This window comes from Vibrio amylolyticus (genome assembly GCF_023145695.1).
Lineage (GTDB): Bacteria > Pseudomonadota > Gammaproteobacteria > Enterobacterales > Vibrionaceae > Vibrio > Vibrio amylolyticus.
The window spans coordinates 393,138-407,022 of record NZ_JAJHVV010000001.1 but is presented as its reverse complement, the minus strand read 5'-3'; the positions used below and the strand labels follow the sequence as shown (position 1 = coordinate 407,022).

The 13,885-nt window shown below is 43.0% G+C and carries 10 protein-coding genes; 8 read left to right on the top strand and 2 right to left on the bottom strand.

Annotated elements, in window-relative coordinates:
- Positions 1 to 344: 344 nt before the first annotated feature.
- From KP803_RS01820 to KP803_RS01810, 3 genes are all read left to right on the top strand, one after another.
- On the top strand, positions 345 to 1,340 hold the full coding sequence (locus KP803_RS01820) for a DctP family TRAP transporter solute-binding subunit (protein ID WP_248007119.1): 996 nt from the start codon (positions 345 to 347) through the stop codon (positions 1,338 to 1,340).
- Positions 1,341 to 1,416: 76 nt separating this feature from the next.
- A complete protein-coding gene (locus KP803_RS01815; RefSeq protein WP_248007118.1) occupies positions 1,417 to 2,154 on the top strand; it encodes a TRAP transporter small permease in 738 nt (245 codons plus the stop codon).
- A gap of 3 nt (positions 2,155 to 2,157) precedes the next feature.
- Entirely contained in the window at positions 2,158 to 3,519 is a 1,362-nt protein-coding gene (locus tag KP803_RS01810; protein ID WP_248007117.1) for a TRAP transporter large permease, read from the top strand.
- Between the two features lie 197 nt (positions 3,520 to 3,716).
- On the opposite strand, the gene KP803_RS01805 is transcribed toward KP803_RS01810, so the two are convergent.
- On the bottom strand, positions 3,717 to 5,057 hold the full coding sequence (locus KP803_RS01805) for a sigma-54-dependent transcriptional regulator (RefSeq protein ID WP_248007116.1): 1,341 nt from the start codon (positions 5,055 to 5,057) through the stop codon (positions 3,717 to 3,719).
- A complete protein-coding gene (locus KP803_RS01800) occupies positions 5,050 to 6,879 on the bottom strand; it encodes a sensor histidine kinase (protein ID WP_427916912.1) in 1,830 nt (609 codons plus the stop codon). Before KP803_RS01800 ends, KP803_RS01805 begins: the two co-directional genes overlap by 8 nt.
- A 530-nt stretch (positions 6,880 to 7,409) precedes the next feature.
- On the opposite strand from KP803_RS01800, the gene tig reads away from it, so the two are divergent.
- The 5 genes from tig (at position 7,410) to KP803_RS01775 (ending at position 13,760) form a co-directional block, all read left to right on the top strand.
- Positions 7,410 to 8,717 carry a trigger factor gene (tig, locus tag KP803_RS01795; RefSeq protein WP_248007115.1) on the top strand — a complete coding sequence of 436 codons (1,308 nt, stop codon included), beginning with the start codon at positions 7,410 to 7,412 and terminating at the stop codon, positions 8,715 to 8,717.
- Between the two features lie 102 nt (positions 8,718 to 8,819).
- On the top strand, positions 8,820 to 9,446 hold the full coding sequence (clpP, locus tag KP803_RS01790; RefSeq protein ID WP_248007114.1) for an ATP-dependent Clp endopeptidase proteolytic subunit ClpP: 627 nt from the start codon (positions 8,820 to 8,822) through the stop codon (positions 9,444 to 9,446).
- Positions 9,447 to 9,527: 81 nt separating this feature from the next.
- A complete protein-coding gene (gene clpX / locus KP803_RS01785) occupies positions 9,528 to 10,808 on the top strand; it encodes an ATP-dependent protease ATP-binding subunit ClpX (RefSeq protein ID WP_248007113.1) in 1,281 nt (426 codons plus the stop codon).
- Between the two features lie 136 nt (positions 10,809 to 10,944).
- Complete coding sequence (lon, locus tag KP803_RS01780; protein ID WP_248007112.1) at positions 10,945 to 13,290, top strand: endopeptidase La; 2,346 nt, start codon at positions 10,945 to 10,947, stop codon at positions 13,288 to 13,290.
- Between the two features lie 191 nt (positions 13,291 to 13,481).
- On the top strand, positions 13,482 to 13,760 hold the full coding sequence (locus KP803_RS01775; protein ID WP_345791540.1) for an HU family DNA-binding protein: 279 nt from the start codon (positions 13,482 to 13,484) through the stop codon (positions 13,758 to 13,760).
- Positions 13,761 to 13,885 lie beyond the last annotated feature (125 nt).

Sequence of the window (13,885 nt, the reverse complement as noted above, 5' to 3'; positions counted from 1 at the left end):
TCTGGGCTGGTATTAGTAAAACAAAAAGTAATTAGATAAACATAATATCCATCAGAACTAGGTGAAAGCTGATACTCCTTCCCAGCTTTCACCTTTTTTGTTTTTCAGAAGCATCTTGTTTGTTGTGTGTCATTATTCCCCCATATACCCATTTTAAATGGGTCATTTCCCGCTCATTTAATGAGTTATTGGTCATTTACAGATTGCTGATCTTCCCCCCCTAAATGTGAACAAACCGTTATTGCTAAACGCTTGTAGCGTAAATGTTAAACTCTGGCTTATTAATTGCTCTTTAAGAAATATCAGCCCATAGATGGCGCTGTTTATAACTAAGGAGAATAATAATGTTTAAACCTCTTACCCTACTGTCTGTATCTGTTCTGGCGATGACAAGTTTTAATGCTGCTGCGAATTGTGACCCAGGCGAAATCGTGATCAAATTCAGTCACGTAACCAATACAGACAAGCACCCGAAAGGGATTGCGGCTTCATTGCTAGAAGAGCGTGTAAACACGGAGATGAATGGCAAAGCTTGCATGCAGGTATTCCCTAACTCGACACTTTATGATGACAACAAAGTGTTAGAAGCAATGCTGAATGGGGATGTTCAATTAGCGGCTCCCTCTTTGTCTAAGTTTGAAAAATTCACGAAGAAATTCCGCATTTTCGACCTGCCGTTCCTATTTGAAGACGTCGAAGCGGTTGATCGTTTTCAAAACTCAGAATCGGGTGACAAGCTGAAGAATGCGATGCAACGTCGTGGTCTTCAAGGTTTGGCGTTTTGGCATAACGGTATGAAGCAGATGTCGGCGAATAAGCCATTAACATTACCTCAGGATGCGGAGGGCCTTAAGTTCCGCGTACAGGCTTCTGACGTGTTGGTTGCTCAGTTTGAACAGTTAGGTGCAAACCCTCAGAAAATGTCCTTTAAAGAAGTGTATGGCGGCCTACAGACTAAAGTTATCGATGGTCAAGAGAACACTTGGTCTAACATCTACGGTAAGAAATTCTTTGAAGTACAAGACGGTGTTACTGAGACCAATCACGGTATTTTAGATTATCTAGTCGTAACTTCTAATGATTTTTGGAAAGGTCTACCAGACGATGTTCGTGACCAGTTAGGTACGATTATTCAGGAAGTGACAGCAACTCGTAACGCGAAGTCTTCTGAAGTGAACCTAGCAAATAAGAACAACATCATCGAAGCGGGTGGGGAAGTTCGTACGTTATCCGACAGCCAACGCCAAGAGTGGGTGACTGCGCTTAAGCCTGTGTGGAAGAAATTTGAGAAGGACATCGGTTCTGATCTTATTGAAGCCGCTTTAGCATCAAATAACTAAACTTTTGCGCCTGCGATTGTCGTAGGCGCTTTTTCTTGCCGCGAGTTTATGCGTGGCGAGTGTATGTCCTTATCTCATGGAACTGAACAATCTCATGGAACAGACTAATTTCGTAGAACCGACTCGGCTACAAAAAATCGGTAAAGTGACCGACATAATTGAAGAGTCACTTATTGCTTTTTTTCTTGGAGCAATGACATTGCTCACCTTTGCTAATGTCGTGTTTCGATACGCCTTTAACGACAACATTTTATGGGCACTGGAACTCACCGTATTCATGTTCGCATGGATGGTGCTCGTTGGCGCTTCCTATGGCGTTAAAAAGCATTTTCATATTGGGGTTGATGTCGTCATCAATATGGCCCCTGAAAAGCTGAGAAAAGTGTACGCCGTCATCGCCGTGGTTAGCTGTCTCGCTTTTTCTATTTTGCTACTTATCGGTTCATGGAATTACTGGTATCCGTTTGCTACGGAACGAGCGTGGTATGAAACCGATGATATTCCAATGCCTGAAATACTGCAGTTTCTCTCAGACTGGCTAAATGAAGGGGAGCGGTATGAAAAGCTTCCTAGATTTATCCCTTACATGGCGTTACCGATTGGGATGGCGTTACTCACATTTAGGTTCATCCAAATTGCTTATCAAATCTTAACTGGAGATTTAGATCGCATGATCGCCGGTCACGAAGCCGAAGAAGATCTCGAAGCGTTGAAGGCGGATGTACTCGCAGGCAGTGATGAAATGGCCACTGCGCCCCTTGATTCGAAAAGCCAATCACAATCTGAGACAAAACCTAACGGGAAGGAAGACTGATCCATGGCCATGTTATTTCTATTTTTAATGGTAATTGCGTTTATGCTGATCGGTGTGCCAATCGCAATTTCCTTGGGCTTATCGAGCATCCTTTTCTTGTTGATGCACTCTGATGCCTCACTGGCGTCGGTTGCCCAGACGTTATTTAATGCCTTTGCCGGTCACTACACACTACTTGCTATTCCGTTTTTCATTTTAGCTTCGAGCTTTATGTCAACGGGGGGGGTCGCGAAGAGAATCATCCGTTTTGCTATCGCAATGGTGGGTTGGTTTCGTGGTGGTTTAGCGATGGCATCTGTTGTCGCTTGTATGATGTTTGCTGCGCTTTCTGGGTCTTCGCCAGCGACTGTCGTCGCGATTGGTAGTATTGTCATCGCAGGTATGGTGAAAAATGGCTATACCAAGGAATTTGCCGCAGGTGTTATTTGTAATGCAGGTACATTAGGTATTTTGATCCCACCGTCGATTGTGATGGTGGTGTACGCCGCAGCGACCGATGTGTCAGTAGGAAGAATGTTCCTGGGAGGGGTCATTCCAGGCTTACTCGCTGGTGTAATGTTAATGATCGCTATCTACATCACCGCTTGCGTTAAAAAAATACCTGCTCAGCCTTTTGTTGGCTGGGGCGAAACATTTGCAGCAGCGAAAGATGCGAGTTGGGGATTGTTATTGATCGTCATTATTCTTGGCGGGATTTATGGTGGTATCTTTACTCCAACAGAGGCGGCAGCGGTCGCTGCTGTGTATGCGTTCTTTATCGCAAACTTTATATACAAAGACATGGGGCCGTTTGCAGATAAGAATAATACTAAGCCTGTATTGGTAAAAGCAGTTGAAACTTTAGTCCATAAAGACACAAAACATACGCTTTATGAAGCGGGAAAACTGACGATTATGCTGCTGTTTATCATTGCGAATGCACTGATTCTAAAGCATGTACTTACTGAAGAACGTATTCCGCAAATGATCACAGAGTCGATGCTTTCTGCGGGTCTTGGGCCAATAGCATTCCTGATTGTGGTTAACGTTCTATTGTTAATTGGCGGTCAGTTCATGGAACCATCAGGTTTATTAATCATTGTTGCACCATTGGTCTTCCCAATAGCGATTGCACTGGGTATCGACCCCATTCATTTAGGGATAATGATGGTCGTGAATATGGAAATTGGGATGATAACGCCGCCTGTTGGGCTTAACCTGTTTGTGACTGCGGGGGTGGCGAAGATGTCGATGATGAATGTGGTGAAAGCCGCATTGCCATGGGTAGGCGTGATGTTCTTATTCCTAATCATTGTAACTTACGTGCCATGGGTGTCGACATGGCTGCCAACCACATTAATGGGGCCTGAAATTATAACTAAATAGAGGGTTCTAAGTGCACAGAGGTTTATTTTTCTATCATTATGCACCTAGATAGCCATTCTCAAACTGAAAAAGCAGCCCTGCTCCGAAGTGAACAGGGCTGTTTATGTTACAGATCATAGTGTTTATTTAGGGTCTTGAGGAGGCAATGTTTGGAATATCGATTATTCCATTTTATGACGTTTACTGGGGTTCTTCAGTTAGGGTTTATATTCTTCTTTAACAAGCTGGTATCGCTGCATTTTGTCGTAGAGTGTTTTTCTTGGCAGTTCTAGTAACACCATGGTCTCTTTGATACTGCCATTGGTTTGAATCAGAGTTTGCTCAATCACTCCCTTTTCGAATTCACTAACTTGCTGTGATAATGAGCAGTTCGCGTCCACATCAATGGGCGCTTCCCCTAAGTGCCCAAGCTGCCCTAATAAGACAAATCTCTCAGCGGCATTCCTAAGCTCCCTTACATTACCAGGCCAATTGTGGGATAGAATTTTTGCAAGTTCTGAATTGGGTAACGTTGTGGCAGCTTTGCCAAAGCGGGCAGCAGCGACCAACAGAAAGTGGTGAAAGAGAGTTGGGATATCCTCTTTTCTTTCTCTTAATGGCGGTAAGTCGAGAGTCACAACGTTGAGGCGGTAATAGAGATCTTCTCGAAATGTCCCTTCCTTTGCAGCCAGTTTTAAATCCACTTTCGTTGCGGCTATGACACGGATGTTGAGTCCATGAAGAGTATTGGATCCAACACGCTCAAATTGCCGCTCTTGTAAAACGCGTAATAGTTTAATCTGGGCTTGCATCGGCATCGATTCGATTTCATCTAGAAATAGTGTTCCACCTTGGGCGTGTTCGAGTTTACCAACTCGCAGCGCTTCTGCACCAGTAAACGCGCCTTTTTCGTGACCGTAAAGCTCACTTTCGATAAGGTTCTCTGGTACCGCCCCGCAGTTAATGGCGACAAAGTTTTCTTCTCTTCTGTCACTTTGCTCGTGCAAAGAGCGAGCGATAAGCTCTTTACCCGTGCCGGTTTCACCAAAGAGTAAAATATCGGCCTGTGTATTGGCGATGTGACTGATTGTTTCTCTGAGTGCCTTTATTGCTTGTGTTTCACCAATTATGCGTGGACCTAAGGTCTGACTTGCCTTAAGCGTCCGCTTCAACGCTTCATTTTCTAGGGTGAGATTGCGTTTATCGATCGCTCTATTAATCGTCTCTATCAGTCTGGATGGAGAGAAGGGTTTTTCGATAAAATCGTAAGCCCCATTTTGTATTGCGGCGACGGCCATTGAGATATCTCCATGACCGGTAATGAGGATAACAGGAACATCTGAGTGCTGCTTTAGTACTGTTGAGAGTAAATTCTCCCCCGAGATACCAGGTAAACAGATATCACTGACAATGACTTTTGGGGCACCTTCCTCTTTAATTGCTAGTAAAGCTTCTTCGGCTGATGGAAAAAAACGAGCATTTATATCCTCTAGCTCGAAGCTTTGTTCAATTGCGGTACGAATATCGATTTCATCATCAATAAAATAGACGTCACTCATTCGAATTCCTTTCATTTGAATCGTTAGGTATTTCTTCTGTATCTGGCACAGGGAGTTGAATCGTGAAGCAAGCGCCCCCTAATTGGGAGTCACAATAGCTAAGAGTGCCATTCATGGCTTGGATTATCTGATTGGAAATGGACAAGCCTAAACCAAGGCCGTTTTTCTTAGTGGTATAAAACGGTTCAAAGAGCTGTTGAGCCTGATGCTTTTTAATGCCTAGACCATTGTCTTCTATTGTCATGATCAAGTGACGCTGAGTTGCTACTGTGTTTAAGAGAATCACTTTATCTTCTCGCCCCTCTAAGGCTTGGACAGCATTGGTTAATAGGTTAACGAGCACTTGTTCAAGTTGAATTGAGTTTATGGTCACCTTCGGAATGTCAGGAGAAAGGGTCTTTGACAGCGTGATCATATTGGATTTAATCTGTGGGGCCATAAGTTCAATGGAGGCATCAAGAACAGGTTGTATAGAGGCCAGAGATTGCTCACTTTGATCACTCTTTCGGGCAAAAGATCGCAGTTGATCGCTAATCTTAGCCATTCGCTCTGTCAAAGCGGATATGCGAGATAGGTTGTCATCTACTCTGTCGAGCTTCTCTTTGGTCAAAAATCGGCGTCCGTTGTCTGCAAAGCTACGTATGGCTGCTAGAGGATTGTTGAGCTCGTGACTGATACTGGCAGACATTTGGCCCAATACGGCAAGTTTCGCTGCTTGAATCAGCTCTTCTTGGGTGTGTCTGAGTACTTTTTCTGTTTTGACTCTCTCGCCTATTTCCGCTTGTAGCTCAGAGGTGCGAGTCATGACTTGAAATTCTAGTTTTTGCTTTGCTTCATTCTGTAATTGTTCGAGTTGTCTGTGCTTTTGACGTCGATTGTAAACCAATAAAGTGGCTAGATAGGCGATACAAAAAATCAAAGTCAGCACGGTAATAAAGCCAGTTGAACTCCATACGAGTTGACGCTGAGACGTAAGAACTTTGATTGTTAATGGCAACGTTCCTAGTGTTCGAGATGAGACAAGATAATCGGACAGCAAACCCGTTTTATGTGGGGTCGTTAGTATGCTTTCAGTATTAGTAGATTCATCTTGGAATCCAAGTGAACGTATAACGGTATCAAGGTACTGTCGACTGTTTTTGATACGATTCCGCTGCGCGTCACTTAACGTCGTTAGGCTTTTAAATAACCAGCTTGGCTGATTCGACATAAACACAACGTTGTCAGGGTCAGTGACCACAAAGAAATTGTCTTTTCCTCGCCAACTCTCTTCAATTAAAGATAAGTCCATTTTAACCACCGCGACACCAATAACCTCGGCGGCGACAATAATGGGGTAAGAGTAGTAGTAGCCACGTTGCCCCGATGTTGAGCCGAGCGCAAAGTACTGACTTGTCTCTCCTTCCATTGCTTCTTGAAAGTAAGGTCGCCATGCAAAGTTCCGCCCCACAAAAGAGCGTGATATGTTCCAGTTACTAGACGCTATCGTGGTTCCATTTCGATCTAATAAATAGGTGTCGGCGGCTTGAATGACACTATTAACCTGTTCTAAATAGCGATTAGTGATGTCAATTTGAGCACTGTTATTGGGTGAGATAAGCGCGTCTTGAAGTTCCCTGTCTTTAGAAAGAAGTTGGGGGATATGAGTATATTTATCGAGCTTGGACGAGATGTATTCAGAGAAACGATCCAGTTGTGCTTGATGAGAATCGTAAATACGTTGTTTTTCTGTGTCCCAAACCGTCGTTGAACCCATCGATGCAATGAGGGCAAAGGTGACCATGAAAGATAGATTAATGTTCCTTATTCTCACCGTACGCATCCTTGCTAAGCTGAAACGACAGGATAATTGTTGGTATACATAGACGCTCAAAAAGTTATCGATTCTGCGGTCTAAAACAGGAGCAAGATCTCTTTTTGGTATTTTTGCTAAAAAAAACCAAACATTCTCTTGAAAATGACCTAGTCAGCCCCACTTTATTCATAGGTGTAATTTCCGATGGTGGAAATTACAGCAGTCAGTTAAAAAATTAGACTTATGCATCATCCTGTAGCGGTGAACGGCTCGACAGTGTGCTCTTCGCCCGTTAGAATGCTGCGTCTAAAATTTTGTCCTGAGACTAATAGGAGATACCTTCTATTTGCTGAAGTGGTTGTTTCGACGTGTCGCATCCAATTGCAAATGCAAATGAAAGTGAAGATATCACTGATTAGTCCAACGCTAGATGATTCTAGTGTTGATGCTCAATTTAATTAAGTACGGTATCAATGTCGTACAAAGATGCAGCTACTTATAGATATATATGTTGGCTCACCTGCTCAGATTACTGAGCCACTTTTGAGGTTTAAAAAATGCAAGTTACTGTTGAAACGCTAGAAGGCCTAGAGCGCCGTCTTAATATTACTGTTCCTGCTGCGAACATCGAAGATGCTGTTACAGCTGAACTACGTAACATCGCTAAAAATCGTCGTTTCGATGGTTTCCGTAAAGGCAAAGTGCCTATGAAAATGGTAGCGAAGATGTACGGCCAAGCAGTACGTCAAGATGTACTAGGCGAAGTGATGCAGCGTCACTTTATCGAAGCTATCGTTAAAGAAAAAACAAACCCAGCTGGCGCACCTACATTTGCTCCAGTAGAAAACAAAGCAGGCGAAGACCTAGTTTTCACTGCAACTTTTGAAGTTTACCCAGAAGTTGAGCTTAAAGGCCTAGATAGCATCACTGTTGAAAAGCCAGCAGTAGAAGTTAACGACAGCGACGTAGAAGAGATGATCGATACTCTACGTAAGCAACAAGCTACATGGGCAGAAGTTGACACAGCTGCTGAAGAAGGCACACGTGCAACTATCGACTTCGTTGGTTCTATCGACGGTGAAGAGTTTGAAGGCGGTAAAGCTGAAAACTTCCCTCTAGAAATGGGCGCAGGTCGTATGATCCCTGGTTTTGAAGACGGTATCACTGGTAAAACAGCAGGTATGGAATTTGAAATCGACGTAAACTTCCCAGAAGATTACCACGCTGAAAACCTAAAAGGTAAAGCAGCTAAGTTTGCAATCAAAGTAAACAAAGTTGAAGCTCGTGAACTACCAGAAATCAACGATGAGTTCGTTTCTAAGTTCGGTGTAGCTGAAGGCGGCGTTGACGCTCTTAAAACTGAAGTTCGTAAGAACATGGAGCGCGAACTTAAGCAAGCTGTTAAGAACCGCATCAAAGAGCAAGCGATTGACGGTCTTGTTGAGCAAAACGACATCGACGTTCCTGTGGCACTTATTGACCAAGAGATCGTTACTCTACGTCAACAAGCTGCACAACGTTTCGGTGGTAACCCAGAAGCTGCTGAGCAACTTCCACGTGAACTTTTCGAAGAGCAAGCTAAGCGTCGCGTAGTTGTTGGTCTTCTTCTAGGTGAAGTGATCAAGTCTGAAGAGCTAAAAGCTGACGATGAGAAAGTAAAAGCAATCATCCAAGAGATGGCGACTGCTTACGAAGATCCATCTGAAGTTGTTGCTTACTATGAGCAAAACGAGCAAATGATGAACAACATGCGTAACGTAGCTCTAGAAGAGCAAGCTGTTGATGCAATCATCTCCAAAGCTCAGGTTACTGAAAAAGAAGTTGGCTTTAACGAGCTAATGAACCAGCAGCAACCTGCTCAGTAAGCAATATATTGCGTAGGTAGTTGACTTGATGTGAACTATTCTGCTAACAATGGTCCGTATGATATTCATCATCCGGACCATTTATTTTAGGGACATAAGAATATGAGCTTACAAGAACAAAATGCAATGTCACCGATTCTAAACGCGTTAGTGCCAATGGTGGTTGAACAGACTTCCCGCGGCGAGCGATCTTATGATATCTACTCTCGCTTATTAAAAGAACGCATCATCTTTTTGACTGGTCAAGTTGAAGATCAAATGGCAAACCTTGTGGTTGCGCAGTTGTTGTTCCTTGAGTCAGAAAACCCAGATAAAGATATTTTCCTATACATCAACTCTCCTGGCGGTAGCGTAACGGCGGGTATGTCGATCTACGACACGATGCAGTACATCAAGCCTAATGTTAGTACTGTATGTATGGGACAAGCTTGTTCAATGGGCGCATTCCTACTTGCAGGTGGTGCTCCAGGTAAACGTCACGTATTACCAAACTCTCGTGTAATGATCCATCAGCCATTGGGCGGCTTCCAAGGCCAAGCATCTGATATTCAGATTCACGCACAAGAAATTTTAACAATTAAGCAGAAGCTAAATAAACTACTTGCTGAACATACAGGCCAACCTTTAGAAGTGGTTGAGCGTGATACTGATCGTGACAATTTCATGTCAGCGGATCAAGCAGTAGAGTACGGCTTAGTTGATTCAGTATTATCACGAAATGCAGAGTGATTTAATCCTAAAAGCTCCACGCATTTCGAGTAGATTTGATATACACTCAAATATAAAGAGTAAAGGCTAAGAGGTTAGCGAATGACAGACAAAAGCAAAGAGAGTGGTAGCAGTAAACTGCTTTACTGTTCTTTCTGTGGCAAAAGCCAACACGAAGTTCGCAAGCTAATCGCAGGCCCTTCCGTTTACATCTGTGATGAATGTGTCGATTTATGTAATGACATTATTCGTGAAGAGATCAAGGACGTTCTACCTAAGAAGCAATCTGAGGCGTTACCAACGCCAAAAGAGATTCGTGAACACCTTGATGACTATGTAATTGGCCAAGATTACGCGAAAAAAGTGCTAGCAGTAGCGGTATACAACCACTACAAGCGTTTACGCAACGGCGATACAACGAGTGAAGGTGTAGAGTTAGGTAAGAGTAATATTCTTCTTATCGGTCCTACTGGTAGTGGTAAAACGCTATTGGCTGAGACTCTTGCCCGTTTCCTTGATGTACCATTTACAATGGCTGATGCGACGACATTAACTGAAGCCGGTTATGTTGGCGAAGATGTAGAAAACATCATTCAGAAGCTTCTGCAGAAGTGTGATTATGACGTTGCTAAAGCAGAACGCGGCATTGTTTACATTGATGAGATTGATAAAATCTCTCGCAAAGCTGAAAACCCATCGATTACACGAGATGTGTCTGGTGAAGGTGTACAGCAAGCGTTGCTTAAACTTGTTGAAGGTACTGTTGCTTCAGTTCCGCCTCAAGGTGGTCGAAAGCATCCACAACAAGAATTCCTACAAGTTGATACATCGAAGATTCTATTTATCTGTGGTGGCGCATTCGCTGGCCTAGATAAAGTGATTGAACAACGAGTTGAAACGGGTAGTGGTATTGGCTTTGGTGCGGATGTTCGCTCGAAAGATGAAACTCGTACTATCGGTGAGTTGTTTAAGAAAGTAGAACCTGAAGACTTAGTAAAATATGGGTTAATTCCTGAATTTATTGGTCGTCTTCCGGTAACAACGACTCTGACTGAACTCGATGAAGAAGCTCTGATTCAAATTCTATGTGAGCCAAAAAATGCATTAACAAAACAGTATGGTGCGTTGTTTGACTTAGAAAACGTAGAGCTAGAATTTAGAGAGGATGCGTTGCGAGCTATCGCGAAAAAAGCGATGAACCGTAAAACAGGTGCTCGTGGTCTTCGTTCTATTTTAGAAGGCGTTCTTCTAGAAACAATGTATGAGCTACCATCTGCAACTGATGTGAGTAAAGTTGTTATCGATGAAACGGTAATTAACGGGGAATCTGAACCATTGCTGATTTACAGTAATACAGATAACCAAGCAGCAGGCGCTGACTAAAGCATCTAGGCATTTGTTTTAAAAGGAGGTAATCAATTACCTCCTTTTTTTATTTCTGTTATTGAATCCCAACTATTAGCCCCCATATAATCATAATCAGTCATACGTTAAATATGAAAGCGGAAGAGAGAATAATATGAACTTGGAACGTTCCGAGCGTATCGAGATCCCCGTCCTGCCTCTACGAGATGTAGTGGTGTACCCTCATATGGTTATCCCTTTATTTGTGGGTCGTGAAAAATCTATTCATTGCTTAGAAGCCGCAATGGATAACAATAAACAAGTACTGCTTGTGGCACAAAAGCAAGCGGATACCGATGAGCCAGAGCAAGAAGACCTATTTACAGTTGGCACCGTTGCAACGATCTTACAGCTACTAAAACTACCTGATGGAACAGTTAAAGTTCTTGTGGAAGGGCAGCAACGCGCAAAAATCACAGAATTCAAAGAGAATGAGTTTTTCCTAGCGGAAGCTCAATTTCTTGAAACCCCCGATCTTGATGAAAAAGAACAAGAAGTGGTTGTACGTAGCGCGATCAATCAATTTGAAGGTTTCATTAAGCTTAACAAAAAGATTCCACCTGAAGTACTGACATCATTAAATGGTATCGATGAAGCAGCGCGTCTAGCTGACACAATTGCTGCGCATATGCCACTGAAATTAGACGATAAGCAACAGGTTCTTGAAATTCTAGACGTTATCCAACGCTTAGAGTTCTTAATGGGACAGATGGAATCTGAAATCGACATACTTCAAGTCGAAAAGCGTATCCGTGGCCGCGTTAAAAAGCAGATGGAAAAATCTCAGCGTGAGTACTATTTGAATGAGCAAATGAAAGCGATTCAAAAAGAGCTGGGCGAGACGGAAGATGGCGTTGATGAGTTCGAGGTTCTGAAGCAGAAGATCGAAGATTCAAAAATGCCTCAAGAAGCAAAAGAGAAGACAGAGCAAGAGCTACAAAAGCTTAAAATGATGTCTCCTATGTCTGCAGAAGCAACGGTTGTTCGTAGCTACATTGATTGGATGGTTGGTGTTCCATGGACAAAACGCTCGAAAGTTAAGAAGAATTTAGCAAAAGCTGAAGAGACACTTAATGAAGATCACTATGGTTTAGAGCGTGTTAAAGAACGCATTCTTGAATACCTCGCAGTACAAAACCGTATTAATAAGCTTAAAGGCCCAATCTTATGTCTTGTTGGTCCTCCTGGGGTTGGTAAAACGTCCCTTGGACGCTCAATTGCAGCCGCAACAGGGCGTAAATATACGCGTATGGCATTAGGTGGTGTTCGTGATGAAGCGGAAATCCGTGGTCACCGTCGAACCTATATCGGCTCTCTACCGGGTAAGCTTATTCAGAAGATGTCTAAAGTAGGGGTGAAGAACCCACTATTCCTTTTGGATGAAATCGACAAGATGTCTTCTGATATGCGTGGTGATCCTTCATCAGCGCTTTTGGAAGTTCTTGACCCTGAACAGAATAATGCATTCAATGATCATTATTTAGAAGTGGATTATGACCTTTCGGATGTGATGTTCGTTGCAACGTCAAATTCGATGGATATTCCAGGGCCTCTTCTAGACCGTATGGAAGTTATTCGTCTATCTGGTTATACAGAAGATGAGAAGCTAAATATTGCTAAGAGTCACCTGCTTGATAAACAAGTTCAGCGTAACGGTCTTAAAGCGAAAGAAATTACCATCGAAGACTCTGCGATCATCGGTATCATTCGCTACTACACGCGTGAAGCGGGTGTTCGTAGCCTTGAACGTGAAATTTCTAAGATTTGCCGTAAAGCAGTGAAGAACATCTTACTTGATAAAGATTTGAAATCTGTTGTTGTGACAATTGATAACCTAAAAGAGTATTTAGGTGTGCAGCGTCACGACTTCGGTAAAGCCGATGAAAGTAATCGTGTTGGTCAAGTAACGGGCCTAGCTTGGACTCAGGTTGGTGGTGATCTGCTCACTATTGAAACTGAGTCAATGCCGGGTAAAGGTAAGCTGACACAAACAGGCTCTCTTGGCGATGTCATGCAGGAATCTATTCAAGCGGCGATGACGGTCGTTCGTTCGCGTGCTGAAAAATTGGGTATCAATACCGATTTTTACGAAAAGCGTGACATCCATGTTCATGTTCCTGAAGGTGCGACGCCAAAAGATGGCCCAAGTGCGGGTATTGCAATGTGTACCGCATTGGTTTCGAGCCTAACAGGCAACCCGGTTAAAGCAGAAGTTGCGATGACGGGGGAAATCACGCTACGTGGTGAAGTTTTACCAATCGGTGGATTAAAAGAGAAGCTTCTTGCAGCGCACCGAGGTGGTATAACTACAGTCTTGATTCCTAAAGACAATGAGCGTGATTTGGAAGAGATTCCAGACAATGTAATTGCTGATCTTAAGGTAATTCCAGTGCAGTGGATTGATGATGTCCTGAAAGTAGCACTCGAAAGTGACCCTTCAGGCATTGAAGTTACCGCCTAAAAGAGTGATGTGTAGCAAAAATAAGTAAAAGATTACGCTGATTAGCTTAAAAATGCTTGTCAGCGTTTTTTTTGGACGCTAACGTTATCAACTAAGGCTCAAGCCATACATATCAAGGCTTAAGCTATATTCAAAAACGTAAATGGAACGGAAACTACCGACACAATAATAATCAGGTAGTACAAAGGGGAATCACAGTGAATAAGACACAACTAGTAGAACAGATTGCAGAGAACGCAGACCTTTCAAAAGCATCAGCAGGCCGCGCTCTAGACGCTTTTATTGAAGCAGTAGGTGGAACTTTACAATCTGGCGATCAGGTTGCTTTAGTTGGCTTTGGTACATTCAGTGTTCGCACTCGTGCAGCACGTACAGGCCGTAACCCAAAAACGGGTGAAGAGATTCAAATTGCAGAAGCAAAAGTACCAGCATTCAAAGCAGGTAAAGCACTTAAAGACGCTTGTAACTAAGCTTTGCAATCTAGGCTTTTGTAAAGCTTACTTTTGTAAGATTAAGTAATCGCTTTATAGACCATGATATTTATGCGCATCCTACTGATGCGCATTTCTTTTTCTGGTATCATCACGCAAATAAT

Coding starts and splice junctions, on each gene's coding strand:
- KP803_RS01820 (WP_248007119.1), top strand. CDS start 345: ATGTTTAAACCTCTTACCCTACTGTCTGTATCTGTTCTGGCGATGACA.
- KP803_RS01815 (WP_248007118.1), top strand. CDS start 1,417: ATGGAACTGAACAATCTCATGGAACAGACTAATTTCGTAGAACCGACT.
- KP803_RS01810 (WP_248007117.1), top strand. CDS start 2,158: ATGGCCATGTTATTTCTATTTTTAATGGTAATTGCGTTTATGCTGATC.
- KP803_RS01805 (WP_248007116.1), bottom strand. CDS start 5,057: ATGAGTGACGTCTATTTTATTGATGATGAAATCGATATTCGTACCGCA.
- KP803_RS01800 (WP_427916912.1), bottom strand. CDS start 6,879: ATGCGTACGGTGAGAATAAGGAACATTAATCTATCTTTCATGGTCACC.
- tig (WP_248007115.1), top strand. CDS start 7,410: ATGCAAGTTACTGTTGAAACGCTAGAAGGCCTAGAGCGCCGTCTTAAT.
- clpP (WP_248007114.1), top strand. CDS start 8,820: ATGAGCTTACAAGAACAAAATGCAATGTCACCGATTCTAAACGCGTTA.
- clpX (WP_248007113.1), top strand. CDS start 9,528: ATGACAGACAAAAGCAAAGAGAGTGGTAGCAGTAAACTGCTTTACTGT.
- lon (WP_248007112.1), top strand. CDS start 10,945: ATGAACTTGGAACGTTCCGAGCGTATCGAGATCCCCGTCCTGCCTCTA.